The following is a 24,457-nucleotide window of genomic DNA, read 5'->3' as shown; positions in this document are numbered from 1 at the left end:
ACTTCGCCCCTTATTCATAGCTTCACGTAGTAGGCGTCGTACAGCCCGGCCTTTTCTATCATCTCTTTCAAGACGGGCTGGGGCACCGCGTCGTCCACGTTAAGGATCATTATCGCCTCGCCCCTGACCGCCTCGCGGCCCACGGTCATGCCCGCGATGTTGATGTCATTCTTGCCGAGAACCGTGCCCACGTTGCCGATAACGCCCGGCCTATCCTTGTGCATGGTCACGATCATGTAGCCGGCGGGGATAGCCTCGATACGGTACCCATCGATCCCAACGATGCGGGCATCCTTGTTGCCGAAGATCGTGCCCTGCACCCTGCGCTGCATGCTATCGGTCTTAACGGTGACCGTGATAAGGTTGGTGTAGTCGCCCACCTCGCCAGACTTGGACTCGACGATGTTGATGCCATACTCCTTAGCCACAGCCTTGGCGTTCACGTAATTAACCAGCTCGCCCTTCTTCACGTCCAGCATGCCCTTCACGACAGCAATGGTCACTAGCGAGACGTCCTTCTGCGTTATCTCTCCGCTATAGGTGACGTCTATCTCCTTGATGCGGCCGTCCACGACCTGGGCTGCGAACTTCCCCAGGCTCTCCGCAAGGGGCAGGTAGGGCTTGATCTTTTCCATGGCCTCGGGCTTCATGACCGGGATGTTCAGCGCCGTAGTGACTGGCAATCCCTTAAAGGCGTTAATAACCTGCTCCGCTATTATCGTGGCAACGCTAATCTGGGCCTCCTTGGTCGAAGCTCCCAGGTGAGGCGTCACGATGACGTTGGGCAACTCCAGCAGTGGGCTCCCCACAGGAGGCTCCTTCTCGAACACGTCCAGCGCTGCGCCCGCCACCTTCCCGCTCTTCAAAGCCTCCAGCAGGGCGGCCTCATCGATGATGCCGCCGCGGGCGCAATTAATTATCCTCACGCCCTTCTTCATCTTCTCGAACTGGGGCGTGGATATCATGTGCCTCGTGCTCGGGATTAAAGGAGTGTGGACGGTAATGTAGTCGGCCTTCTCGTATATCTCATCAAGCGTGGTTAGCCTGGCGCCGAGGTCTTTCGCCCGTTCGGGCGTCGTGAAGGGGTCGTAGGCGAGCACTTCCATGCCCATGCACCTGGCCCGCTTCGTCACCTCCCCGCCTATGCGCCCAAGGCCTATAACGCCCAGCGTCTTGCCCATCACTTCCACGCCCATGAACTTGCTCCTCTCCCACTTTCCGCCCTTCAGGGAGGCGTTCGCCTGCGGTATGTTCCTCGACATGGCGAACATCATGGCCAGCGTGTGCTCACAAGCGGCAATCGTATTGCCCTCCGGCGCGTTAGCAACTATGATGCCCTTCTCAGTAGCGGCGGGCACGTCTACATTATCGATTCCCACGCCCGCCCTTCCAATGATCTTCAAGTGCTGGGCAGCGTCGATGACCTCTTTTGTGACCTGAGTCTCGCTCCTTATGATCAAAGCGTCATAATCCTTGATCTTCTCGATTAGCTGCTCCTTCGTGAGCTTCGTCTCAACGTCCACCTGGACTCCAGGCTCGGCCTTTAATATCTTAATGCCTTCATCAGAGATTGGATCGGTTATTAGGACTTTCATGATGTTCCCACCTACACAGGGAGGTGATGTTTTGACTTATGGATGCTCAACATTCATAAGGCTTCCCATAAATTTTATTTATCTTCCCCTCTTTCTTTTTACCATGCAAGGCTCAGAGAGGCACATGACCTACGCCGGGGCGGGCGTGGACATAGACAGGCTGGACGAGATAAAGTCGGGCATCATCAAGAAGGGGTTGACGTATAGGCGAAGGGGCTTCGGGGCGCCAATGGGAGATGTAGGCCACTATGCTGGTCTAATAGATATGGGCTTGTTTGCGCTGGCCATGACCACGGATGGAGTTGGGACGAAGCTCATCATCGCCGATGCCATGAAGAAGTGGGACACGGTGGGCATAGACTGCGTGGCGATGAACGTGAACGATCTTTATACAATGGGCGTGGAGCCTCTGGCTTTTGTAGACTATATTTCAATTGAGAGGCCCGACGATGAGCTGATAAGGCAGGTCATGATAGGCCTCAATGAAGGGGCCAGGCAGGCCAACATTTCCATAATAGGCGGGGAGACCGCAGCTCTGCCAGATATCATCAAGGGCTTCGACCTCGCCGGAACCTGTGTGGGCTATGTGGAAAAGGATAAGGTCGTTACGGGCGAGTCAATCGAGGCCGGCGACGTGGTGATAGGGTTGCCATCAAGCGGCGTCCACTCGAATGGATATAGCCTCGTGCGCAAGGTCATAAAAGAGGCGGGCCTTAAGTACACGGACCCTCTTCCTTATGATAGCTCAACGACTATAGGAGAAGAGCTGCTAAAGCCCACCAGGATCTACGCCGAAGTGGTCCCAATTTTCAAGAAATACAGGGTCAAGGGCATGGCCCATATCACCGGCGGAGGCCTCCTGAACCTCAGGCGTATAACAAAGTACGGCTTTGACTTTAACGACCCTCTCCCCGTGCCGCCAATCTTCACATGGCTCCAGAAGCTCGGAGGTATAGAGGATACGGAGATGTACAGGACATTCAACATGGGGATGGGCTACGTGATCATTACTGACAAAGACAACGCGGGGGCCATCGTAAAGATGACGGATGGCAAGATCGTCGGACGCATCGTGGAAGAAGGCTGCGTGATACGCGGCATAAGGCTCTGGTAATCGTTTTGGCGCTGATGCACGTAATACTTTCTCTCCCCTCTTAAACAAAATATCTATACTATTTGACCGTACTATTAATGCAATATGGAGCTTAAGGCTATCTTGTGCGCCATACTGGGCACTGCAACAATTTTATTGAGCCTGCCAGTATGGTTTATCACGTTAATGGCACTCATAGCTGGCCGCGCCTGGTCGCTCGCAACAGGGCTGGCCGGCCTCGTAATGCTGGGGGCTGGGGCGGCTTTTATATACCTTGCCTATTCTGCTATACAGGATGAGAAGATGGATGAAGCCCGCTACCACAACATGGAGCGCCAGGTGCTCGCGCTGGCAAAAAAGAACAAGGGCAGCGTAACTGTGGCAGACCTCATCAACGTGGGCTTCGAGTCGGCCGTGGCCGAAGCGGTGCTCGATAAAATGGCGAAGAAAGGCATATGCGACATTAACATAGACGCGACCCAATCGTCGGGCATCACGACGTACTCGTTCCCGACACTCATACCATTTGGCGAGGAAAATGATAGGCAGGTTAAGGTGTGACATGTACCAGAAGAGGCTCGCTTATTCGATACTAATCTTGCTCGTCGTGATCGCCTTAGTGCCCCCTAGCCATGCCCAGGATGCGTACAGGTGGCAGGTCAACTACCAGCACGTCGTGCTGGACATAGACCCGTCGGGCACCGTCTACATGCAATACGAGGTGGACGCAAACATCGTGAAGGGCGTGTGGAACGAAGTCTGGATACCCATGACCACACCGAACATGCAGGTCTCCGACGTGGTGGACGACAGGGGCGTACAACATTCATTTACCCTCGATGGCGGCCAGATAAAGACTAAAGGGTGGAGCCTGAAGCCCGGCGATCACGCCTATTTACGCATCAACTCGACCCTTCCAGGCTTCGTCTACCGGGCGGACAAGGAGGGCTATGACATAGTCACGTTCATACCGCCATGGTGGGACATGTACATAAGGGATACCCAGGTTAAGTTTTACCTTCCCGGAAATGTGCCTCAAGAGCAGGTATTTACGGGCCAGAAGATGTACGATAACATCGGCGTTGAGCAGGGCCGCACCTGGGTATATTTTGAGAGCAAGGAGCTCGCACCTAACGAGCAGTTCCAGGTGGCGGTGAGCTTCCCGGACTCTTATATGGCGCCGGGTGCCGTGGCCGGAAAAGCTACAGAGACGCCGCATTATCCCTCAGACTTCGGGGGCGTAGCAGGCCTTTTTGATGCGCTGCTTTCCTGTTCCTGCCCTGCAATCTTCCTGCTCTTTATGTTTATCACGATAGCCGTCACGATAATAGGCTCATTGAGCCGCAAGCCCTACTCTTCGCCCGTCGTCAGCATGGACGGCATCGGCGTCAACAAAAACCTCGACCCCGTGGAGGCGGCCACTCTCCTGAGAGTAGACCCGAAGCGGGTGCTCACCATGATCATGTTCGGCATGATGAAAAACGGCAACGTAAAGCTCCTCTCAACCGACCCCATACGCCTTGAGCTCGTATCGAGAAAGGGCCTGAATTACTATGAAAAGCTCTTTGCGGACTCCATCGTTAATGATAGGCTGGATGAGGACAAGCTTTTAGAGTGCTTCAAGGTCCTGGCCCGCCGCGTGGTCGATAAGACCAGGCCCTATTGCAGGAAGGATACTGAGGATTACTACCGCTCGAAGATAGATGAGGCGTGGGCCGAGATCAAGGCGGTGGACACGCCCGAGCTTAAGCTGGAAAAGTACGACGCTAACATGTTCTGGCTCATGGCGGACGAGGAGTTCGCCAAAAAGACTAGGGAATACGTGTCCGAGCTGCCAGAAAGCCGGACGGTGATTGTGCCGGAGTATTACTGGTGGTATCCGTACTATTTTGGCCTCCCGCATCACCGGGGCCAGGGGTCGGGGCAGCCTTCTACTGGCGAGGCTAAGCCGGGCGGCACGCAGGCCCCGACGAATAAGACCACTGCGAGCGTGGAGTCTTTTGCGAATTCCATCTCGAACTCTGTGGAGGCCATGTCGGCCGGGGTGGTGGGAGGCGTCGAGAGGTTCCTGGGGATAAGGGATCAGGCAAACGCGCCGCCCCCTGTGTCGACCTATCGGCCCGCACGCTCGGGCGGAGGCTCATCATGCGCCTGCGTATCCTGCGCGTGCGCCTGCGTGTCGTGCGCCTGCGCCTGCGCCTGCGCCGGCGGAGGAGGCGGCTGCACATGATCAAGACGAGGATAGACAATACCCGCCTTCACCTCAGGGAGGAGGCGGATGGCACGGGGATGCTCATCATAAACGCGTCTAGCATCCTGTACCTTGATAAGATTGGCATGGACTATGTTAGGCACTATATACGCTACTCGCGCAAGAAGCCGTTGATAGGCAGCGTCCGCGACAACGTGGTATGGCGAATGATGCTAAAATATAAGGTAAAGAAAAAGCAGGCCGAGGCGGACTATGACCGCCTGCAGTCGATAATATGGGGCGTAACTCAGGGCAACGCCTGCCCGTTCACCTGCTTTGACGTGAAAATAAAGGAGCCCCAGTATGGCCTGATGAAATCCCCCATCCGCATAGACCTGGCATTGACCTACCGCTGTAACAATGATTGCTCTCATTGCTATGCTGGTGGCCCGCGGCAGACTAAGGAGCTGGGCACGGAGGAGTGGAAGAAGATCATCAAGAAGTCTGTGGACTTCGAGGTGCCCAACGTCGTCTTCACCGGCGGCGAGCCGCTCTTAAGGGACGACCTGGAAGAGCTGATAGCTTATGCCGAGGGCCTTGACGTGGTGACGGGGCTGATAACGAACGGCCGCCTTCTCACGAAGGAGCGGGTGGCCTCGCTGAAGAGGGCGGGGCTGGACTACGTCCAGATAACCATAGAGTCGCCCGACCCCGCCATCCACGATAAGATGTGTGGCGCCGCATCCTTCGAGGAGACGGTGGCTGGCATCAAGAATTGCGTCGGCGAGCTTTATACGACCACGAATACCACGATTACCAGGCAGAACTATATGACGGTGGGAGAGCTAGTGCCATTTTTACACGGGCTGGGCGTGAAAAAGTTCGGGCTGAACGCGGTGATACGCGCCGGAAAGGGCACTGAGACCGAGGGCTTGGCTCCAGAGGAGCTGAAGGAGATGTTGCCCGATGTCATAAATAAGGCGAACGCGCTGGGCATGGAGTTCATCTGGTACACTCCCACGAAGTACCATAAGCTCAACCCGGTTGAGATGGGTTTGGGGATTAAGTCTTGCTCCGCCGCCAGGCTCACCTTGGCCGTGGAGCCAGATGGCAGCGTCCTGCCCTGCCAGTCATACTTTAAGCCGCTTGGCAATGCCCTCAAGGACGACTTCAGGGCGATGTGGGACTCTGACCTCGCCAGATGTCTGCGCAGCCATAGCTTCGCCCCGGAGCGGTGCCGCTCCTGTATCCAGTTCCCCATGTGCGGCGGCGGATGCCCCCTCGACCTCGCCTGCGGCTTCTAATGTTTCGCCGGAGGTCGCACAGTATTAAGCCATAGAGGTTAATGTGGCTCCTTGTATTGGAGCACTGCTAAGGCTAAGTTTTTAAGGAAGCATAGTAAAGATTATGATGATGCTTGACATCGTCTCAGGCTTGATAGAATGGATAAAGAACGGCCCGTTCTGCTGCGTCATAATAATAGCTCCGGGGCTTTTGGTGCCTCTCTACAGGTGGCTCAAGTCCATAATAAAAGGGGAGCGCAAGGACGATGAATGGCGGCCCTAACCTTTCTTTATAAGGCGTCTCAGGGCCTTTTCCGCCTCCACCACCAGGATGACGGTCATGGCCACCGGTATGATGACGAGCCAGTCGGCCAGCTCCAGGGGAGTAGTCCGAAACATGAACTGTAGGGGTTCCCAGTAGATTGCCGCCACCTGCGCTATGATCGAGGCGACGATGCTGAAAAATAAGAAGGGGTTCGAAAGCGGGCTCATCCTAAAGGCGGACCTGGTCTCGGAGCGGGCGTTAAACACGTTGAAGAGCTGGTATAGCACTAAAGTCGTGAGCGCCGCAGTCCTGGCCTTGTCAATGCTCACCCCACGCTCGAGCTCCCAGGTATAGATGGCAAGGGTGCCCAATGCTAGCACGACGCCGATGACGACGAGCCTCTCGGCCATGAGGCGGGATATTATGGGCTCGCCTCTAGGGCGCGGCTTCTGGTACTCGATGCCTTTTTCAGGCGGCTCGAAGGCCATCGCCACGTCCTGAAGGCCATTGGTAACGAGGTTCATCCATATTATTTGAGAGGGAAGCAGCGGCAATGGCAGGCGCATGGCCAGCGTAGCTAATATGAATATGACCTGCCCGAAGCCGCTCGATAGCAGGAACAGCACGACCTTACGGATGTTTGCGAAGACCACCCTGCCCTCCTTTACGGCGGCGAAAATGCTGGCGAAGTTATCGTCCGTGATTATCATCTCGGCCGTCTCCTTGGCCGCATCTGTGCCGCTCTTTCCCATGGCCACCCCGATGTGTGCCGCCTTTAGGGCCGGGGTGTCGTTGACGCCATCGCCCGTCACGGCCACCACCTCGCCACGCCTGATAAGCTGCTGTACGATGCGGAGCTTATGCAAGGGAGATACCCTTGAAAATACGGATACCCGGCCTACCGCTTCATATAGCTCGTCGTCCGTCATCGCATCGAGCTCCTGGCCTGTCAGCGCCGCGCCATCCCCGGAGATGCCGAGCTTCCGCGCTATGGTTAGCGCCGTGGCCTTATGGTCACCCGTGACCATTATCACCCTTATACCCGACATCTTAGCCTGCCGAATGGCCTCATACACCTCCTCCCTTGGAGGGTCATACATGCCCTGTAGTCCCAGAAAGACCGCCCCATCGGATAGCATTTCCGGCTCAATGCCGGTAATGTGAGGAGGAAACTTTTTATACGCCATTGCCAGCACCCTCAGCCCCTCGGCGCCCATTGAATCCACGATGGAGTACACCTGCCCTTTATCGACCTCCACCTCTTCGCCCTCATCGCTCATCGCCCGATCGCACATACCCAGTATACGATCGGGGGCCCCCTTGATGAACGCTATATTGCCCTCACCGCCCGGGTCTTTATGGAGTGACGCCATGTACATGCGCTCCGATTCGAACGGGAGCTCGTCCAGCTCAACGTATCTCACCCTTTCCTGCCCTTCGCTAAGCCCACCCTTCATGGCAGAAACGATAAGCCCTACCTCGGTAGGGTCGCCTCTAGGGAAATACTCCTTCTTATCCTCGTCGAACTCCAGGTCAGACTCGTTAGCAAGCAAGCCGGCACGCAGGCACATCTCCAGGGCTTTATTATTCCTGGGGTCATCTTTGTCCTCAGCCAATATTTCTCCGTCAGGCGAATACCCTACGCCACTCACCCTGTAATGCCTGCCCCCAGCATAGGCCCTCACCACTGTCATCTCGTTCCTCGTCATCGTGCCAGTCTTATCCGACGCTATCACCGTCGTGCTGCCGAGCGTCTCCACGGCGGGGAGCCTCCTTATGATGGCGTTCTTGTCGGCCATCCTCTTGACGCCGATGGCGAGCGTTATCGTGACCACCACGGGCAGGCCTTCAGGTATAGCCCCGACCGCAAGGGCGATCCCCGTCAGAAGCATATCGATAAGCCTTTCCCCGATAATGATGCCTAGCGCGACCGCCACGATAGACAGGCCCAGGATAGCGATGCCTATCCTGCTGCTAAGATGGCTGAGCCTGTCCTGCAAAGGCGTCGCCGTTTTCTTCACACGGGCTACCTCGACGGAAATGCTTCCAAGCTGCGTCTTGGTGCCCGTCGCCACCACTATGCCCTGGCCCCGGCCTGACGTGACAAGGGTTCCCATGAACGCCATGTTGTGGATATCGCCTATGGCAACTCCTTTAACGCTTAACGCGGCCGTGTCCTTCTTTACGGGTAATGACTCGCCTGTTATGGTCGACTCGTCCACCTCCATGTGGATGGACTCGATGAGCCTGAGGTCTGCGGGCACTCGCGTCCCGGATGCGAGAAGCACAATGTCTCCAGGAACGAGCTCTTCGCCGCTCACCTCCTCGACGTGGCCGTTGCGGATCACTCTCGCCCGAGGCGCAGTGAGCGTCTTTAGCGCGCTGACAGCCTGCTCAGCCTTTATCTCCTGTGAAAAGCCTATGATAGCATCAATTATGATAACGGCTATGATGACGCCTGTGTCAATCCAGTCCCCCAGGAAGGTGGTCACCCCTGCCGCGATTATGAGGATGTATATGAGCGGATCCATGAACTGGTGGAGGAAAACGTAAAAAGGGTTTATAACGGTGCCTTTTTCAAGAGTGTTGGGCCCGTATATGCTGAGCCTTCGCCTCGCCTCAACGGAGGTCAGGCCGGACGGGGAGGTCTGGGCCTCCTCAAACGTCTCCTCGACGGTCTTATTGTAGTAGGGGGGTTCCATGAATAACTGTATAAAATTACGAAGTTAAAAACATATCATGACTGGAGCCCTATAGCAGGCGTGCCCCTGCCATGCTTATTTTGCTCTTAATTACCTTGCCGAATCTCGAGAGGCCATCGGGTATGGTCGAGAACACCGTGTCCCCGAGCATGGCCATCGAGGCCATGCCGCCAAAAGCCTCGACCGCCTCCACTGCGTCCATAGCCTTCTCGCTGATGAGGCCGGTCTTTACTGAAAATTCGCGGGATAGCCGCATGAAATTCTCGAACGTGGGCTTTTTTAAAAGCTCTTTGAGGCATCGTTTCCCCGCCTCATTGATGAGCGCTTTTTCTTTTGGATCGGAGAGGACGCTTTTCGTGGAGATAGGGCCGAAGTGCACGCAATATATCTCACGAGGAGCCGTCGGTATCCTGTCCAGCGTGAAAGGAGTGCCAGGCTTAAGCCTGACGACTACTCCGCCCAGCGACATGCCGGCCACGTCTCCGAGCCCAGTCCTGTTCTCGACTTCGGCCCGATGGGCGATATATGAAAGATCATTGTACGTCTTTCCGAGCCCTAACGCCTGGTTGAGAGCTAGCGCCGTGCTGAACGCCCCCGCTCCGCTGACGCCAAACCCGCCTCCGGCGGGAAAGTCCAGCTCGCTCTCGACGTGAATCGGCCTATCAGCCAGTAGATCGATGACCGTCCTTGTCGTCGAAGCATCAGATGGCTTACCGTCCAGGTACACTTCCGTGGTGCCCGCCGGCCAGGCGGTGGTACACACGCCCTCCTCCAACGTGAACCCGCAGCCACACGAGCCCATCCTCAATGGGTCATCGTCCTCATGGACATAAAAGAACCCTGTTATGTGGGCTGGAGCAAAAGCCTTTCCTATCATTTGAAGTGCTCCGATACTGCGTCCATTATGCTTACGGCTACCTGGCTCTTCTTGCCCGAGGCGTGCTTCACCTTGCCATCGGCCTCAACGATGTATACGTCGTTATACTCGGGATTTCTCACCCCTCCGAACCTGTTTGCGACCACGATGTTGGGCCTAGACCGCTTAAGGGCCGCAATCGCCCTGTTGATAAGCTCGTCTTCGCCCACTGATTCGGCCTTGAATGCCACTATAAACAGTCCAGGGTAATCGTGCCTCACCCGGTCAAGCAACTTCTCTGCCGGTATAAGCTTGATGTCTACAGGCCCTGAGGAGCTAAGCTTTTCGGGGGCAGCCTCAACGGTAAAATCAGAGATGGCCGCAGCGCTTATATAAATATCATATCCGCCCTTAAGCTCTTCAAGCACGGCCTTCCTCATCTCCTCGAAACCATCTGCGAACACGTCCCTGACCCCTGGCACGCCAATTTTCGAGCGGTGGACGACCGTCACGTCGGCGCCACGCCTGAACGCTTCCAATGCAAGCTCCTGCCCCATCCGCCCGGTGCTCCGGCTCGTCAAAACCCGTATAGGGTCGATGGGCTCGAAGTTCGGGCCGCTAGTAATTAGAACCTTCCTGCCCTTCAATGGTGATTTCGAAAGCGCCCTTTCCACGTTTAGCACGATTTCCTCTATAGAGGGCATCTTCGCAGCGCCCTCCTCCATTTTGGGCATGATAAAAGTGATACCCAGGCCCTCAAGCTTTTTCATGTTCTCCCTGACTATGGGATGGCCGTACATGGAGCCATGCATGGCGGGCACGATTATTATAGGGGTCTTCGAGCCTATCGCCGTGGTGGCGAAAGTCGTCACGGGAGTATCATCGATGCCAGAAGCTATCTTGCCTATCGTGTTCGCGGTGCAAGGCGCTATTAATAGAAGGTCATACGCATCCTTCCGCTGGCCACAATAGGCCACATGCTCCACACAGCCCGTAATTTCCGTAATGGCCTTTCTCCCGGTGGCATACTCCAGCGCCCAGGGGTGTATGATGGAGCGGGCCGCTTCGCTCATGACCCCCTGCACCTCTGCGCCGTGCCTTATCAGCTCCCTGGCGAGCTTAACCGTCTCGACGGCCGCTATGCTACCGGTAACGCAGAGGACTACCCTCTTGCCGTCCAGCGAGTGGCTCTTCGCCGACTTCAAGTCGAGGGTGGGATGCGAGACATCCATGTATACGACCTCCCACTAATATCTGGCATGAACCACATTAACGTTTCCATAGTCCACACCATTAGAAATACCCAGAACAAATAGAAAATAATTTATTTGATAAACCTGTCTTTTACTAGAGGTCGCAGGATGGACGTAGCTCTATTCAGGAGCATCAGCATATTACTGGCGTTCGCTATACTAGTCCTGCTCATCTGCTACAGGCTCAAGATACCCGAGATCATAGGGTTCCTCATGACAGGCATACTGGCAGGGCCCTATGGGCTGAGCATCTTCACCAACATGCAGGAGATAAATTTCCTTTCTGAGATAGGCGTCGTGCTCCTACTATTTACGATAGGCATAGAGTTCTCGTTCAAGAACCTGCTGGAGCTAAAAAAGCAGTTCTTTATAGGCGGCACGCTCCAGGTAGCCCTGACGCTTGCGGCCGCCTTTGTAATCGCCATGGCCATGGGATTATCGGCGAATACGGCCATAATGGCAGGGCTCCTAATATCGTTGAGCAGCACGGCCATCGTGCTGAGGCTGCTCCAGGATAAGGACGAGATAGACACCCCCCACGGGCGCATAATAGTGGGCATCCTGATATTCCAGGACATAGTCTCAGTGCCCATGATGCTCCTCATCCCCTTCATGGCAGGAAGCTCGGCCAGCCTCCTTCAGTCCATCCCTATCTTATTATTGGAAGTGGTCGGGCTGGTCGTCCTCGTCATCGTGGGCACGGTCTGGCTGGTGCCAAGGGTGCTGTACCGCGTGGCCAGGACGAGGAGCCAGGAGCTGTTCATGCTGAGCGTCGTGGTCATTTTGCTAGCCATGGCATGGCTGACCTCAAGCATAGGACTCTCACTCGCACTTGGGGCGTTCCTCGCCGGCCTTATCATCTCCGAATCCAAGTATAGCCACCAGGCGCTGGGGAGCATACTCCCGTTCAGGTACGTGTTCACAAGCTTCTTCTTTGTCTCGATTGGCATGCTCCTCGACGTCCGATTCGTCCTTGACAACCCCGTCATCATACTGCTAGCTGTCGCCATAGTGATCATTGTCAAGGCCCTGCTCGCCGGCGGCACCACCATCGCTTTGGGCTATCAGATGAGGAGCGCGGTGCTTGTAGGGCTCGCCCTGTCACAGGTGGGCGAGTTCTCTTTCATCCTCTCGAAGCTTGGCGTAGACAACGGCCTGCTGAGCCAGGACATGTACCAGCTATTCCTGGCCACGTCGATATTGACCATGGCGGTGTCGCCGCTCCTGATCAACCTGGCGCCGCGCATATCCGATATCATATGTAAGCTTCCTTTGCCCCGGCGCTTCATCGAGGAGAAGCATACAAGGCGGGCGAACGCTACCGTTAAAGACCACCTTGTGATCATCGGGTACGGCCTCAATGGCAGAAACCTGGCACGGGCGGCCAAATCCGCCAGCATACCCTACGTGACCATCGAGATGAACCCGGACACCGTCGCAGCCGAAAGCGCGAAGGGCGAGCCTATACACTATGGCGATGCGACAAACGAAAAGGTGCTCGAGCATGCGAACATATCAGAAGCCAGGGTAGTCGTAATAGCCATATCCGATCCCAATGCAACCCGTAGGATCACGGCCATGGTCAGGGAAATGAGCCCGAGAGTCCACATCATCGTGAGGACTCGTTACCTGAAGGAAATGGGGCCGCTATTCGAAATGGGCGCCAGCGAGGTGATCCCGGAAGAGTTCGAGACGTCCCTCGAGATATTCGCCCGCGTCCTGAAAAGATACCTCGTGCCCAGGGACAAGATAGACGCCCTGACCGCCGAGCTTCGCTCCGAGGGCTATGAGGCCCTTCGTAGGAGGGCCAATGGCTATGCGCTGTCTGACCTGGACGTTCCGGCCTGGAACATGGAGATTAACACAATAAAGGTAAAAGAAGGCTCGGCCATGGCGGGAAAGACCATAAAGGAGATGGAGTTGAGGAAAAAGCATGGGGTCACCATATTGCTGTTGAAAAGGGGCGCCGACATCATTTATAACCCGGGCGCAGACACCATGCTGCTATCAGGCGACATAGTCCTGGCGTTCGGGGAGCCCGGGAAGCTATCTAAAGCGATGGCGCTGTTCAGCAGCCAGGGCTAGGCCATTTCTCTATCGCTATAGAGCCATTTCTATAAACTGGCACTATGGGAAACCGGTTGATTGCCGTGCACACCATCTCCACGTCATCTTCGTGGCCCAGGCGCGCTATCCTCTCCCCCGCGGGCGAGTCCCTTATCCCGTCGAGCAGCTCCTGGCACTGCGCGTTATCCTGCACGTACCGTTCCGCCTCGTACGTGAACCACCCGGAGCCCAGCATTAGCGCCATGACCTCGATGATGGAGGCCGCGTTCAGGTCTTCAATGGAGCGCAAAGGGTTAGAGGCGAGCAGATACGTCCTGTCTATGGACATGACGCGCTCCGCCACCGCGCCGGCGTTGAGGGTGCTGCCCACGATGCCGCCATCGACCATGACCTTCACCCCATTCGACGTGGTCATGACAATGGTCCTACCTTTAAGGTCGGCGGCTAGCATCTCCGATGGCGAGTTGTTATATTCGAAGCCGTCTAGCTTCACGCCGTTCCGCTCCCCTACCAGGACAGCGTTCATCTTCTTTCCGAGGGCTAAAGCCTCGTTCGCGTCCTCGATCGGTATGATCTCTTTTGCCCCGGCCCACAACGCTGCCACGATGGTTGACGACGCCCTCAGCACATCGACAACGATAGGGGTGCCTGCAGGCTCTTTTAAAAATCTTTGTTTGCCTTCGGCTCCGATGAGATATCTCATTCATGGGGGGTGAATGTTTTTTTAAAAGAAAAGCTTTTTGAGCTAATCAAAAGTCAAAACCCTGCTTTCACGATAAGCAGTAACGCCATCGTAAGCGAACGCATCGTATGCGCAGCCGCATATCCTCGCCCTGCCACCTTCGTGCTCCACGAGCACTCCATCTATATTTAAAGTGCCATTCCCAGGGTTAGATGCCACATAATCATCAGCAAGGCTGCCATTAAGCGAAAACCTGTATATGGTACCATGTCTCAAAAGCTCACCTGCCAGGCTATCCATAGACGTATCCGCGTCCGATTTAAACTTTAAGGCAGCATCAGCGCGGCATTCCCAAGGATAGGCGGAGCCATAAAGTGCCGCCCTCTGGAGGGCGCAATCCTGAGCCCATCTAACGTTATCCATTCCGCCATCTGATAGCCGGCCGGCTTCCATATGGGATGTGCCATCTATGGCGGCGATGCATGCCGCCACGCCTAACAGGCACAGGCAGGCGGCCAGCGCCGATAGCAGGATCATCTGGCCTTCCTCGCCCATCTAAGCCCTCCAGAGGATTAGCCTGCAATCAAGCATTTTACCCGCATTGCCAAAGGCCACGAAAGGCCTGGAATATACGCTCATGCCGTCTGACGGTATCCGCCCTATGCTGCCATATGGGGTATCCAGGCAATAATAGACCCCTGCGGGAAGCATGCGCTCGATATCCGAGCCCAAGGCATTACCACACTCTCTCCACTGTTCCTGCGAATAGAGGGCGAAGCCGATGGAGGGGTGCTCCGGCGAGTTAGCCCTATACTGGAGCACGCTCAAGATGTCCGATGACAGAAGCCTGAGCCCATCATCGCGGCCGTCAACGGGCCAGAGAGGGGCTGAATTAATGTAAAAAACCACAGCCACTACCAGCACTGATGAAACGGTCGCCTCGAGCATGTGGACAGCCCCATCGTCACATAGCCCCGACATGCTTCCTCCACAGGTAAAGGGTAACACACGCATCCCTGTACGTGCCATCCTCTTCCTTAATCGTGGCTATGCGACTTGACACGCATACGTCCTTCGTGTCAGGGGGCAGAGGGTAGCCGGCCGTTCTATATACTACGCCGTCAAAGCTTTCTATTTCTATTCTCAAGCCGTAAAGGCCGCTTTCATCGACAAGGCCTAAAGCCTCCTTGAGGCCGCTCGCATTGTAAAAGTAAAGGCCCTCAAGCTTGTAAGCCGATAACACGTTAGGGTCTCCTGCCGATAATCCTATGATGCTGGCGTTACGGGCAGCCGAGGGGTCAATGTACCAGCCATCCGGCTCGCCCGGGCTTCTAAGGAGCGTATCCCCCAGGCTTTCAGCCAGCGGCTCCAGGTCGTCAGCGTAGCTGGCGCTATACATGGCCGAGATGAGGTTAGTCGCGGTGAAGAAGGCGCAGGCCAGGAGGATGGCCAGTATGGCGTACGCGGCCGCAAAGTCGATGGAAAAAGTTGCGTCGTCCATGATGTGCCACCTATGATATTGTGATAGCTTTTGAGCACGCTTCATAGTAGATGTGGTGAGAGGATGGCAGGCTGACGATGAACCCCTCTACTTTAACGTCGGCGGGCAGTATGGCCGGGGCCTCATACCTGTCTCCATCCACGAGCACGCACACGGCCCTGCCGCCATGAGTGGGGAATGCAAGGTAGCTATGGCCGCAGAGCCTTGGAGGCAGGTCTATGCTGGTATCCGAAGAGACTCCAGCCTCCACCGCATCTGACATGCGCTCGCCTAGATAAGCTGCCACCCGGTAAGCCGCTTCAGAAGTGGCATCCGAGGAGGCAGTCGTGAGGAAGCTGCTAAAGCCGATGAAGACCGCAGTGAAGATGAGCAGCGACACGCCTAGCAGCAGCACATATTCTGCAATGACGGCGATCCCCGTCTCATCTTTCAACCTTGACCTCAGAATATGCGACATGTATCTCCGACACCTCATCGCTGGTGGCCTTTAGCGCGCCACCCTCATATGCCGTGGTAAGCCCGCACTCCTCAAAAGCGTCCTTCCACGCCTTTAAATCCCCGCTCCTCACCCATATAGTCAAGCCTTCAGGCACGCCCCATGACCTCGCGTCCACTGAAGAGCATTTGACGTAGAGCGTTATGGGGCCCTCCCGCTTGACGAACGAATCGCATGATATGGCCGTGATTGACATATAGAGGGCCTTCTTCCCCGAGGCGAGCGGTATCGCGTGGATAGCCGGGGCCCTTTCAGCCTTGACCAGGCCAGTATCGTTAGATATGACCGCGCCACCCTCGAAGCTTATCGTCCTGAAGGGCGACCTTAAAGCAATGCTGCCCATAGGAAGGAAGGCGAGGCGACTGGAGCCAGAGTAAATGCTTATTGACCGATAGTCGTCATGCTCGCCCATCGCCATGAGCTCGTAGCCTTTGGGTACGGCCATCTCATATGCCACGTAAAACGTGTTGTCATTCTCGACAACTGATGATATGATGCCCTGTAAGCCCTTGAGCGCCGATATGGAGCCTGAGTACTCCATCCCTCTTTCGCTTGACGATATCACGCCCATGCTGCCCGCGAGAAGCCCCGCCGCGGCTATCGAGACGATGGCAGCGAGCACGGCATAGCCAAGCAGCTCTGACACGGCATCCTCTCCTGGCATCATAGCCCATAAGCCCCCAATAAATTATAGCCCGGGAACACGATGAGCTCGTAAGCGGCGAACGTTATCGTTAATAGTATGGCGGCGTCCTTGAAGCCCCCGAACACCGTCCCATCGCGCATCTCGCCGATGGTCAGTCCCGCACAAACGGCAATTGACACGGATAGCACGTAGTAGGGCATGGCAGCGTCGCCCAGAAAGGCTTCCCCCACGCCAGATGCCAGCTTCATCTCGTTTGAAAAGTGCATGAAAGAGGTCAGGCAGAGCGCCATGACGGCCAGAAAGATGATGGCCGTAAAGTATATGACAAATATCGAGGAGGAGACGCCCGCCCTCCTCTCCTTATTTAGCGACAGGTAAAGCCTCCCCTCTCCTGCGACCACCTTCAAGATGGTCTCCAGGCTCGAGCTTGTGGTGAGGGCTTCCCTTATGATGGATACCGACCTATCGATATAGCGGTTATTGACCCTCCGGGCCATCGCTTCTAGAGACGATGAGATGTCGTAGCCCTCGTGCTCTATCTCCGATAGCATGCGGCACACCTCATCGGAGATGATGCCGTAATCGTGGCGTGACGTCCTCTTGAGCGCCTTGACCACCGAGCCGCTGGCCTTGACCTGCTCGGAGAGGTCGTAGAAGAACTCCGGCGCCCTCGACTCAACCTCCAAGTCGTACGCTGACGTGGCGTGATATGCGTAAGCCACCGGGGATAGCACGATGATGAGAGAGGCGAAAATGGCAAGGGCGAGGCCCTGGGAGAGCACGACTAGAAGGCATGCCACCGCAGCTCCAAGGGCAAGGCTGGCCGCCAGGATGGGGATAAGGCCGGACGACTTGATGATGGAGCGCAGGTCCGGGTCATTGAGGCTGACGCTAAGCTTCGGGCATAAGCTCAGGCTCATCTCACGCCTCCGGGTCGGAGGCTTTCATCATGTAGACGACGATGAAGCTTCCCAATGGCACGACTACGAGGGCGTCCAGCCATACGAACGAGTCGCTGGACAGCCAGCCCGCCATGTTGAAGACCAGGTTTATCAGCGATATGAATATCGAGGCGATTCCCACGATGGACAGGTATACTGAGGAAAGGCCCTGTACGCTATCGTTATATTTTTTCACGTCCAGCCGCTTTCTATCCGTGAACGCCTGGTACTTGCCCTTAAGGTATTCATTTAGGCTGCCTCCGCTGCCATAGACCTCGGCCATGCCTATGAGCAATTCCTGCCAGGCGGCAGAGGGCGAGGTGGATTGGGCCACTCTCAGTGCGGAGACCACGTCCATGCCGTCTTCTTCAACAAGCGATAGAATGTAGGCTGCCTCAAGGGCTATGTCCTCGCCGTACACGCCGCCCAGGTTGGAGATGTTCTCGAACATCTTGTTTAGGGGGACGTTTGACTCGGCCATCGTCAGCATGAAGCCGACCACGTGTACCAGGCTGGCGTCTATGAGCGCCCCCCTGTAGTCCTTCATCGACTTAACCGAGCATGCTCGGGCATAAAAAACCAGCAGGGCTGCCGCCAGGCCTGAAGCCGGGACGAGCGTCAGGCTGAGCGCGTCTTGGCCTGATCCGATCAAATATGCTGCCGCACATGCTGCCAGGACGGCGAACGCGGCGAGAGAGGCCAACACGGTCCTGTACATCCACTCGTTGAAATCGCGGTCAAGCCTGCACCGCTCATAGTTAGAGCGGCACCCTCCCGCTGCCGCCGCAAGCCGGTCTGAGGCATTCCTCAACATAGCGACCTCAATCATACGCATAGTCTCCCAGCGTTATGTCCCCCTTAAAGGATGGGTGCTCCTTCATGAACCTCAGCAGACCCTTGCGGTCCCTGTAGAACGATTCAACGATCTTTTTTATGCGCTCCTCGTCGCCGACGTTGTTCTCCCCAACCCAGCGCAGCACGGCTGCCCTGGCGCTTAGCTCCTCGATGAGCCTATCCTCGCTCCATACTCTCTCGCTTCTGATCTTTTCTAAAACCTTAGATGGGCCTTCAATCATCGAGATCGAGTCGGCGGCCGGGTCCCATTCGAATAGCGTGTTTATGCTCAGGGTGCCGTCATCGTTCACCCCTGCAAGCTCGCAGATTGACCTGCATCGCCTGACCTTTATGTCGACGGGCCCTGGCTGGACGCTCACCATGGCGAGGTTGACGCAGAGCGATAGGCTGGCCGCCGTATGCGGCGGTATGTTAAAGGGGGCGTTCATGATGCGGTTGAAAAAGCTCCACGCCGACTCGGCGTGGAAGGTCATGAGCACCGTGTGCCCGGAGTTGATGCCATGTATGGCCGCCCTGGCCCCCTCGGGCGTCCTCACCTCCCCTACGATGACGTACTCCGGCCTCTGCCGGAACGCCGCCACCAGGAGGTCGAACTCGCTGATGGGCGACTCTCCCGTCTCCCGCACGACAAGCGGCGTCCAGTTCTGGGATGCGAGCCTCACCTCCCGGGTGTCCTCGATGGTGACCACCTTGTGCCTGTCGGTGATGAAGCCGCTCACCGCGTTGAGCGCCGCGGTCTTGCCCGAGGCGGTGCCGCCTATGAACGCCATGCTACACCTGTTCTCCATGGCCAGCCACAGAAAGGCCATAGACTCAGGGGAGAAGGTGCGCTGCCTGAGCAGCTCGGCTGCCCTCCTCGTGCGGTTGGCCACCCTTATTGAGAAGGTCGTCCCGTTCGAGCTTACCTCCCTGTATATCGTGCCGTTAAGCCTGGAGCCATCGGGCAGCGCGACGTCCTGGATGGGGTGGGCTGCGCTGATCGACTTGCCGCCCTTCTGTACCAGGTAAAGGATAAAATCGTCGAGCTCATCCTCGCCGCTAAAAGTGATATTCGTCGGTATGGACTCGAACTCGGGCACGTACACGTAAACGGGGCTACCGTAGCCATTACAGCTTACGTCCTCAACGTTCGGGTCCTTCAGGAGGGCGTCTATCTTCTTGTAGCCCCAAAAGTCGCGCTCGACATAATACCGCATTTTTTCCTTTAGCGGCCCTGGAACGCTCCTCTCCATGCATAAGCGCTCGAACTTTTGCCTGATGCGCTCCCTGCCCCCTATCTTTTTCATGGCCTCTAGCTCTGCTCGAGGCTTTTTATGTAGCTCCGAGATGATTCCCTCGTATATCCGGCATTCGTCGGGTGACATGGTAGGCTCGAGCAGCTCGTAGCGGCATTTCCCTGCGACATCATCCCATATTATTTGCACTCCGCAGGACCCGTTAATCCTATAGCTCTTCACCACCTCGGCCCCCATATTGCCAGTGGTAGGAGGCGAGGCTTTTTGCTCTTCTATCGCAGGCCCTATGGCAAGGCCTTCTTTTATCGCACCACCGAGCTTTTTCCTGGGGCCGTCGTCGTCCACGCTTAATAACGCTTCCCGCGAGAGGCTCATCTTAACACCCAACTTAATTTCTAATTACTGTAAATAAGTAGTGCGCATATTATTTATACTTTATTGTAATAAAGTCGTTTTTGGTGAAGTCGCTTGTCTGATGATGAGGCGTGGCAGGCCATCGTTGATAAGGGCGTACGGGGCGTTTTTCAGGGGATAAGCAGGGTGGCCGTCTCGACTGGCGGCAAATTCTACCCGCAGGATGAGGGGCTCGACCATCTCATGGAGGGGATGAGAAGCGTTAAGGCCAGCGAACTGCTCTTCGAAGGGGGCGGTGGAAAGCTCCTGGCCGTAAAGCACGACTATGGGGACTCTGTGGCCGCCATCTATTATGATGGCCCAGTATCTCCTGCCGACCTCGCCCGGCTCGTCCAGCTAATGTTCACCAGGCGTGACCGGCGGGCATGCAATAAGGCACTCGTTCCCGCCACACGCGTAAAAACTGTAACGTCCAGGTGGAAAAGGCGGATTGCGCTGGTGTTCGGGGAAGGGTTCGCATCGAGGCTCGTCGAGACGTCGCTAAAGGGCAAAGATAAAGGCATGCTCACCCCCGATGACCTCGAAGATGCGAGAATTGCCATATCCCGGGCGCTTGGTGATTGCCTGCCCTTAGACAAAGTTAGTGAGCTACCCCGGCCTGAAGGCCGGGGCTTCCTGATTCTACGCTAGCGGTTTGGAGACCTGGTGGTCTCTATTGACCGCTGGCTCCACAGGCAATCCGGGCGGTTCCCGCCCTTCCCGCCCCGACAGTAGTTCCAACCCCTTCTTAAGAATGTTTAAGGCGGAGTTGAAATCCCTGTCCAGAGACACTCCACAACAGGGACAATCGTGAACCCTGTCCGAAAGGTCTTTTTTCACGATGTTCCCACAATAGCACTTCTGAGACGTTTCCCTTGGGTCTACCCTAACAAGAACCCTGCCAGCACTTTCAGCCTTGTAAGCCAGCTTGCTAAGAAATATTGACTTGATTCTGCCCTCTGGTAGTGGTCTGTGAAGAATTAGCTTAACTGTCCCTATTTTGGATAATTCCAGTAAGTTCTCGGTTATTTTAAACCCCGACTGGTTATACTCCAGCGTCCTGAACCTGTACTCGTTCTTATAACGAAGTCCACCTGTTTTAAAACCCTTATTTTTAAGGGATGCCAGTACCATGATGTTGTTGAAAAGATGGTTGCCAGCCCTCTGTAGTGTCTTGCTATACACAGTTTTAAGCTCAGGATATTGTTGTTTAAGCGTTGCCACATAGTTACAAGCATCGTAAACCGTTTTGATTTTTCCATTACGGTATAACTCTAACAATTTGTTATAGGTGAACCTACAATAGTTTAGGGCTACATCTATGTTGTTTCTGACCTCCGTGGATGGGTAGAAACGGTACCTGTAGCTCCTGAGCATAACCAGCAAGTGTTACATGTTAGACTTATATAGTATGTGTGTATATGTGTTGAAAGTATTATAAGGGAGAGCCTTCATCCACGGCCTGAAGGCCAGGGTCTTCGACTCCCCTTATCAACCCCTCTGAGATAAATGAAGTATGTATAGATGGAATGTCAGGCCCCCTGCAACAAGCCTCATTGGCCGGTGGTCAGGCGCACGGTAAAACTTATCGTGCTTCAGCGCTTTCATATCAACGAGTCAGGTGAGCGTACTTGATGTTACCCGACGTGCAAGCCGGCAACCCCGACGTCAGGCTCAGCCTCACGAAGGTGGGCATCACCGATGTCAAGAAGATGGTAGAGATTTATCGCGGTAGTAAGCGGCCCATCATCCTTATTCCTACTTTTGATATTTTCGTGGATTTGCCCTCGAACCGGAAGGGGGCGAACCTTTCAAGAAATCTGGAGGTCATCGACAAGGTCCTGGAGGATGCCATCAAGGAGCCCGTTTACGCTATTGAGGATTTATGCGTCGACGTGTCGAAGGAGCTTCTGGCTAAGCATGAGTACGCCTCCCGTGCCGAGGTGAGCATGCGGGGGGAGTATATGATGAAGCGGCGCTCGCCGGTGACTGACATGGAGTGCCAGGAGGTTTACGATATTTGCGCCGACGCGGTCGCAGTGAAGGGCGGGCTTATAAGCAAGGGCATCGGCGCCCGCGTGATCGCGATGACCGCCTGCCCGTGCGCCCAGGACATCATGAAGGCCCAGGCGGAGCAGAAGCTGCGTAAGCTGGGCATCGCTCAGGACTTGATCGATGAGTTTTTGGCTGATATGCCCATGCCCACGCATAACCAGCGTGGCATCGGCTCCATCAAGATCGAATTTTCCGACCACAGGGACGGCGAGAACAGGCGCATATCGATAGAGTCTATAATTGACATCATCGAGCAGTCCATGAGCTGCCAGGTGTTTGAGCTGCTTAAGAGGCAGGACGAGGAGTACGTGGTCAGGACCGCCCACCAAAACCCCAAGTTCGTCGAGGACTGCGTGCGGGCCATGGCCAAGAATCTAGTACAAAGGTTCCCAGACCTGAGCGATGACACGACTATAACTATAAAGCAGGTCAACGAGGAGAGCATCCACCGGCACAACGCCTTCGCCGAGCGGATCGCCACGTTTGGCGAGCTCAAGAAGGAGGTCAACGGCAGGGCGCTCGTGAAGGCGAGGCCTGAGCCATCAAAGCACGTAGGCGCAAAAGCAGGGCACAAAAAGGCGAAGGCTTAAGCCTCTTTCACAGCCCGTAGTCCTGGATGACGTCCCACCCGCTCTCCACGTAGAAGACGGGCTTGTCGAAGAGCCGCTGGTGCAACGACAGGTACCGTTCCAGAACCTCTAAGACCTCATCCCTGGGAATGAAGTACTTCATATCCTCCATGCGCTCGGTTATCCTGTCCACCTCCTCAAAAATGGGGTTAAGGTCGTTTATAATAACAAACTCGTTGTCCAGCATGGCCTCCATGGACTCGCAGAGGCTGGCGGTCTTATCCATTAGCTTATATTGAAGGCGGTTGTACTCCTCCAGGTTTTTTATGAATGAGTCCACATCGGGTACCTCTCCGCTCTGGACCATATCCGCCCCAAACTCCATGTAATGGCTTGATATGTCATCGGGCGTTATATCACAGCTAGGAAAGTCGACCTTTATGCGCCTCTCGCTCATCATGTATATCAGAAATAATCAAATAAATTATAGTATAAAGTCTTTCTCGTTTATACCATAATTCATTGAGTAAACTAGACTTAAAATAGAAACCATTTCGATTATTAAATCATAATAAACGCTTATGCACCTATATGAGGAGGCCTGTGGCATCTTCTACGATGCCAGCCCCGAATCCAAGCTTCCTTAGATCAGCCTTCGAGCCGCCGGCCACGAAGTCGAACTTCTTGACGTTGGCCATGTGCTCGTTATAGTTAAAAGCGCCGCCATACCTGAAGCTGAACCCGTGGTCCGCATAGGCCTTCACCGCCACGTTCAGCGTGTAATCCGCGCCCTTGCTTGTGAACTTCCAGTTCCTCATCTTCTTATCGTGCTTCACGTCGATGTCATGCACCCAGTAGAGCTTATCCTCAGAGGCATTGTAGAAAGCCCCCTTATTCCTTAAGGCGTAGTTAAGCTCTCTGCTGCCGAAGTAGGGCTTAAAGAATACGAAGGACGAGCCATCCTTGAACACGAACCTTGACCAGTACCACGGCACCAGCGGCGTGGAAAGGATGACCTTTTGAAGGTAGCATCGCCCGCTGTACTCCTTTTTATTAAGCAGGCCGTCGAAATCATAATAAAGGTTATAGACCTGGTAGTTTAAGCCCATCTTAAGCTCGTTCAGGATTTCCTCGTCATACCCGCGGGAGGGCTTCCTGACGTCGAAGTCACAATTGATGGCCTCGCTCTCCACCCTTACCCTATAAGCGGGCGCAGTACCGGATATTTCAATGCTCAGGCCATCCCCTGCAGACCTGACAGACCTGGGTGAAAAGGTTGTCATCGTCTCGATCGTGGGCACCGCGAGCTTCCTCCTGCCATCGTAGCACCAGGCAAAGGCGCCGGTCCTCAAAGCGCCGTCCGCCATGCTCCTGCCGCTTATCTCGACGTTGTCCACCACCGACTTCCGTGAGTTGCGCCTCCCGAACGATGAGATTAGCTGCATGGGGTTCTTCTTTTTATCTAATGAGGTAAAAATGGCGAACCAGTACTCCTTGCCATATGGAAGCAGGCTCTCCTGCTTATAGAATATCTCGTCAAGGCATGGAGACGGGTCTGAAGCCTTATAGATACTCGTCTTGAAGCGCTCGTTCGGGTAGATCGCTATCTTTGGCAGCGAGTGCCTTGCTATCATGCTGGTCACGTGTCCTTCATAGCTGCCCGTCGCATCCAGGATGTTTCTTCCTATGCTCCTGCCCTTTAGCAGTACCTTGTGGCTTAGCAAAGGTAACCTCACAGCCCTCTTGATGCCGTTCAGAAACCCCATGTCTTTCAAGCCT

Annotated in this window: 24 protein-coding genes; 8 read left to right on the top strand and 16 right to left on the bottom strand. The window is 55.3% G+C overall.

The features are described 5' to 3' along the window. Positions 1–14 precede the first annotated feature (14 nt). On the bottom strand, positions 15–1,595 hold the full coding sequence (gene serA / locus MTC_RS00245; RefSeq protein WP_014404662.1) for a phosphoglycerate dehydrogenase: 1,581 nt from the start codon (positions 1,593–1,595) through the stop codon (positions 15–17). 103 nt (positions 1,596–1,698) lie between these two features. On the opposite strand from serA, the gene purM reads away from it, so the two are divergent. The 5 genes from purM to MTC_RS13235 all read left to right on the top strand — a co-directional run bounded on the left by purM (position 1,699) and on the right by MTC_RS13235 (position 6,445). Then, positions 1,699–2,709, top strand: a complete 1,011-nt coding sequence (gene purM / locus MTC_RS00240; RefSeq protein ID WP_048189435.1) for a phosphoribosylformylglycinamidine cyclo-ligase — start codon at positions 1,699–1,701, stop codon at positions 2,707–2,709. An 84-nt stretch (positions 2,710–2,793) separates the two neighbouring features. Further along, positions 2,794–3,249, top strand: coding sequence for a hypothetical protein (locus MTC_RS00235; RefSeq protein WP_014404660.1), 456 nt, complete (start codon positions 2,794–2,796; stop codon positions 3,247–3,249). Further along, positions 3,227–4,918, top strand: a complete 1,692-nt coding sequence (locus MTC_RS00230) for a hypothetical protein (RefSeq protein WP_237705929.1) — start codon at positions 3,227–3,229, stop codon at positions 4,916–4,918. Before MTC_RS00235 ends, MTC_RS00230 begins: the two co-directional genes overlap by 23 nt. Further along, positions 4,834–6,183, top strand: coding sequence for a radical SAM/SPASM domain-containing protein (locus tag MTC_RS00225; protein ID WP_237705928.1), 1,350 nt, complete (start codon positions 4,834–4,836; stop codon positions 6,181–6,183). Before MTC_RS00230 ends, MTC_RS00225 begins: the two co-directional genes overlap by 85 nt. A 103-nt stretch (positions 6,184–6,286) precedes the next feature. Further along, complete coding sequence (locus MTC_RS13235; RefSeq protein WP_014404657.1) at positions 6,287–6,445, top strand: hypothetical protein; 159 nt, start codon at positions 6,287–6,289, stop codon at positions 6,443–6,445. Here the strand turns inward: MTC_RS13235 and MTC_RS00220 are convergent. Genes MTC_RS00220 through coaBC form a run of 3 tightly spaced genes read right to left on the bottom strand, consistent with a single transcriptional unit; the run spans position 6,442 to position 11,217 of the window. Continuing rightward, on the bottom strand, positions 6,442–9,129 hold the full coding sequence (locus tag MTC_RS00220; protein ID WP_014404656.1) for a cation-translocating P-type ATPase: 2,688 nt from the start codon (positions 9,127–9,129) through the stop codon (positions 6,442–6,444). The two genes, MTC_RS13235 and MTC_RS00220, sit on opposite strands and share 4 nt — an antisense overlap. A 49-nt stretch (positions 9,130–9,178) precedes the next feature. After that, a complete protein-coding gene (locus MTC_RS00215) occupies positions 9,179–10,006 on the bottom strand; it encodes a pantoate kinase (RefSeq protein WP_014404655.1) in 828 nt (275 codons plus the stop codon). After that, positions 10,003–11,217 carry a bifunctional phosphopantothenoylcysteine decarboxylase/phosphopantothenate--cysteine ligase CoaBC gene (gene coaBC / locus MTC_RS00210; RefSeq protein ID WP_014404654.1) on the bottom strand — a complete coding sequence of 405 codons (1,215 nt, stop codon included), beginning with the start codon at positions 11,215–11,217 and terminating at the stop codon, positions 10,003–10,005. Before coaBC ends, MTC_RS00215 begins: the two co-directional genes overlap by 4 nt. Positions 11,218–11,346: 129 nt before the next feature. Between coaBC and MTC_RS00205 the strand changes: the two genes are divergently transcribed. Further along, on the top strand, positions 11,347–13,323 hold the full coding sequence (locus MTC_RS00205; protein ID WP_014404653.1) for a monovalent cation:proton antiporter family protein: 1,977 nt from the start codon (positions 11,347–11,349) through the stop codon (positions 13,321–13,323). Here the strand turns inward: MTC_RS00205 and MTC_RS00200 are convergent. Genes MTC_RS00200 through MTC_RS00160 form a run of 9 tightly spaced genes read right to left on the bottom strand, consistent with a single transcriptional unit; the run spans position 13,307 to position 20,036 of the window. Further along, positions 13,307–14,008: a 2-phosphosulfolactate phosphatase gene (locus tag MTC_RS00200; RefSeq protein ID WP_014404652.1), complete on the bottom strand. Its 702-nt coding sequence runs from the start codon at positions 14,006–14,008 to the stop codon at positions 13,307–13,309. The two genes, MTC_RS00205 and MTC_RS00200, sit on opposite strands and share 17 nt — an antisense overlap. Positions 14,009–14,050: 42 nt before the next feature. After that, a complete protein-coding gene (locus tag MTC_RS00195) occupies positions 14,051–14,542 on the bottom strand; it encodes a DUF7261 family protein (protein WP_014404651.1) in 492 nt (163 codons plus the stop codon). Next, on the bottom strand, positions 14,543–14,968 hold the full coding sequence (locus tag MTC_RS00190; RefSeq protein ID WP_014404650.1) for a DUF7262 family protein: 426 nt from the start codon (positions 14,966–14,968) through the stop codon (positions 14,543–14,545). After that, positions 14,952–15,488: a hypothetical protein gene (locus MTC_RS00185; protein WP_014404649.1), complete on the bottom strand. Its 537-nt coding sequence runs from the start codon at positions 15,486–15,488 to the stop codon at positions 14,952–14,954. The genes MTC_RS00190 and MTC_RS00185 overlap by 17 nt, the downstream gene beginning before the upstream one ends. A gap of 10 nt (positions 15,489–15,498) precedes the next feature. Further along, positions 15,499–15,921 (bottom strand): hypothetical protein, encoded by a 423-nt coding sequence (locus MTC_RS00180; protein ID WP_014404648.1) that lies wholly within the window; start codon positions 15,919–15,921, stop codon positions 15,499–15,501. Further along, entirely contained in the window at positions 15,911–16,651 is a 741-nt protein-coding gene (locus MTC_RS00175) for a hypothetical protein (RefSeq protein ID WP_014404647.1), read from the bottom strand. The genes MTC_RS00180 and MTC_RS00175 overlap by 11 nt, the downstream gene beginning before the upstream one ends. Further along, positions 16,648–17,550, bottom strand: a complete 903-nt coding sequence (locus MTC_RS00170; protein ID WP_014404646.1) for a type II secretion system F family protein — start codon at positions 17,548–17,550, stop codon at positions 16,648–16,650. The genes MTC_RS00175 and MTC_RS00170 overlap by 4 nt, the downstream gene beginning before the upstream one ends. Before the next feature lies 1 nt (position 17,551). Continuing rightward, positions 17,552–18,400, bottom strand: coding sequence for a type II secretion system F family protein (locus tag MTC_RS00165; protein WP_014404645.1), 849 nt, complete (start codon positions 18,398–18,400; stop codon positions 17,552–17,554). After that, positions 18,393–20,036, bottom strand: a complete 1,644-nt coding sequence (locus MTC_RS00160) for a type II/IV secretion system ATPase subunit (protein WP_014404644.1) — start codon at positions 20,034–20,036, stop codon at positions 18,393–18,395. The genes MTC_RS00165 and MTC_RS00160 overlap by 8 nt, the downstream gene beginning before the upstream one ends. 93 nt (positions 20,037–20,129) lie before the next feature. Here MTC_RS00160 and MTC_RS00155 point away from each other — a divergent pair, with 93 nt between their 5' ends. Further along, the gene (locus tag MTC_RS00155; protein ID WP_014404643.1) at positions 20,130–20,705 is read left to right on the top strand and encodes a hypothetical protein; all 576 of its coding nucleotides are present in this window, start codon (positions 20,130–20,132) and stop codon (positions 20,703–20,705) included. Here the strand turns inward: MTC_RS00155 and MTC_RS12505 are convergent. Then, positions 20,697–21,431: an RNA-guided endonuclease InsQ/TnpB family protein gene (locus MTC_RS12505; RefSeq protein ID WP_014404642.1), complete on the bottom strand. Its 735-nt coding sequence runs from the start codon at positions 21,429–21,431 to the stop codon at positions 20,697–20,699. The genes MTC_RS00155 and MTC_RS12505 overlap by 9 nt on opposite strands. Positions 21,432–21,688: 257 nt before the next feature. Between MTC_RS12505 and mptA the strand changes: the two genes are divergently transcribed. Beyond that, the gene (mptA, locus tag MTC_RS00145; RefSeq protein ID WP_014404641.1) at positions 21,689–22,699 is read left to right on the top strand and encodes a GTP cyclohydrolase MptA; all 1,011 of its coding nucleotides are present in this window, start codon (positions 21,689–21,691) and stop codon (positions 22,697–22,699) included. Positions 22,700–22,706: 7 nt separating this feature from the next. On the opposite strand, the gene MTC_RS00140 is transcribed toward mptA, so the two are convergent. Continuing rightward, positions 22,707–23,138: a hypothetical protein gene (locus tag MTC_RS00140; RefSeq protein ID WP_014404640.1), complete on the bottom strand. Its 432-nt coding sequence runs from the start codon at positions 23,136–23,138 to the stop codon at positions 22,707–22,709. 127 nt (positions 23,139–23,265) lie between these two features. Further along, a complete protein-coding gene (locus MTC_RS00135) occupies positions 23,266–24,444 on the bottom strand; it encodes a hypothetical protein (RefSeq protein WP_014404639.1) in 1,179 nt (392 codons plus the stop codon). Positions 24,445–24,457 lie beyond the last annotated feature (13 nt).

The organism is Methanocella conradii HZ254 (genome assembly GCF_000251105.1).
Taxonomy (GTDB): Archaea; Halobacteriota; Methanocellia; order Methanocellales; family Methanocellaceae; genus Methanocella; species Methanocella conradii.
Note: the sequence above shows the minus strand (reverse complement) of the source record. Positions and strands in the feature narration are given on the sequence as shown.

Excerpts from the sequence above, each read along its gene's own strand:
- serA (WP_014404662.1), bottom strand. The coding sequence starts at position 1,595 with ATGAAAGTCCTAATAACCGATCCAATCTCTGATGAAGGCATTAAGATA.
- purM (WP_048189435.1), top strand. The coding sequence starts at position 1,699 with ATGCAAGGCTCAGAGAGGCACATGACCTACGCCGGGGCGGGCGTGGAC.
- MTC_RS00235 (WP_014404660.1), top strand. The coding sequence starts at position 2,794 with ATGGAGCTTAAGGCTATCTTGTGCGCCATACTGGGCACTGCAACAATT.
- MTC_RS00230 (WP_237705929.1), top strand. The coding sequence starts at position 3,227 with ATGATAGGCAGGTTAAGGTGTGACATGTACCAGAAGAGGCTCGCTTAT.
- MTC_RS00225 (WP_237705928.1), top strand. The coding sequence starts at position 4,834 with ATGCGCCTGCGTATCCTGCGCGTGCGCCTGCGTGTCGTGCGCCTGCGC.
- MTC_RS13235 (WP_014404657.1), top strand. The coding sequence starts at position 6,287 with ATGATGATGCTTGACATCGTCTCAGGCTTGATAGAATGGATAAAGAAC.
- MTC_RS00220 (WP_014404656.1), bottom strand. The coding sequence starts at position 9,129 with ATGGAACCCCCCTACTACAATAAGACCGTCGAGGAGACGTTTGAGGAG.
- MTC_RS00215 (WP_014404655.1), bottom strand. The coding sequence starts at position 10,006 with ATGATAGGAAAGGCTTTTGCTCCAGCCCACATAACAGGGTTCTTTTAT.
- coaBC (WP_014404654.1), bottom strand. The coding sequence starts at position 11,217 with ATGGATGTCTCGCATCCCACCCTCGACTTGAAGTCGGCGAAGAGCCAC.
- MTC_RS00205 (WP_014404653.1), top strand. The coding sequence starts at position 11,347 with ATGGACGTAGCTCTATTCAGGAGCATCAGCATATTACTGGCGTTCGCT.
- MTC_RS00200 (WP_014404652.1), bottom strand. The coding sequence starts at position 14,008 with ATGAGATATCTCATCGGAGCCGAAGGCAAACAAAGATTTTTAAAAGAG.
- MTC_RS00195 (WP_014404651.1), bottom strand. The coding sequence starts at position 14,542 with ATGGGCGAGGAAGGCCAGATGATCCTGCTATCGGCGCTGGCCGCCTGC.
- MTC_RS00190 (WP_014404650.1), bottom strand. The coding sequence starts at position 14,968 with ATGTCGGGGCTATGTGACGATGGGGCTGTCCACATGCTCGAGGCGACC.
- MTC_RS00185 (WP_014404649.1), bottom strand. The coding sequence starts at position 15,488 with ATGGACGACGCAACTTTTTCCATCGACTTTGCGGCCGCGTACGCCATA.
- MTC_RS00175 (WP_014404647.1), bottom strand. The coding sequence starts at position 16,651 with ATGATGCCAGGAGAGGATGCCGTGTCAGAGCTGCTTGGCTATGCCGTG.
- MTC_RS00170 (WP_014404646.1), bottom strand. The coding sequence starts at position 17,550 with ATGAGCCTGAGCTTATGCCCGAAGCTTAGCGTCAGCCTCAATGACCCG.
- MTC_RS00165 (WP_014404645.1), bottom strand. The coding sequence starts at position 18,400 with ATGATTGAGGTCGCTATGTTGAGGAATGCCTCAGACCGGCTTGCGGCG.
- MTC_RS00160 (WP_014404644.1), bottom strand. The coding sequence starts at position 20,036 with ATGAGCCTCTCGCGGGAAGCGTTATTAAGCGTGGACGACGACGGCCCC.
- MTC_RS12505 (WP_014404642.1), bottom strand. The coding sequence starts at position 21,431 with ATGCTCAGGAGCTACAGGTACCGTTTCTACCCATCCACGGAGGTCAGA.
- mptA (WP_014404641.1), top strand. The coding sequence starts at position 21,689 with ATGTTACCCGACGTGCAAGCCGGCAACCCCGACGTCAGGCTCAGCCTC.
- MTC_RS00140 (WP_014404640.1), bottom strand. The coding sequence starts at position 23,138 with ATGATGAGCGAGAGGCGCATAAAGGTCGACTTTCCTAGCTGTGATATA.
- MTC_RS00135 (WP_014404639.1), bottom strand. The coding sequence starts at position 24,444 with ATGGGGTTTCTGAACGGCATCAAGAGGGCTGTGAGGTTACCTTTGCTA.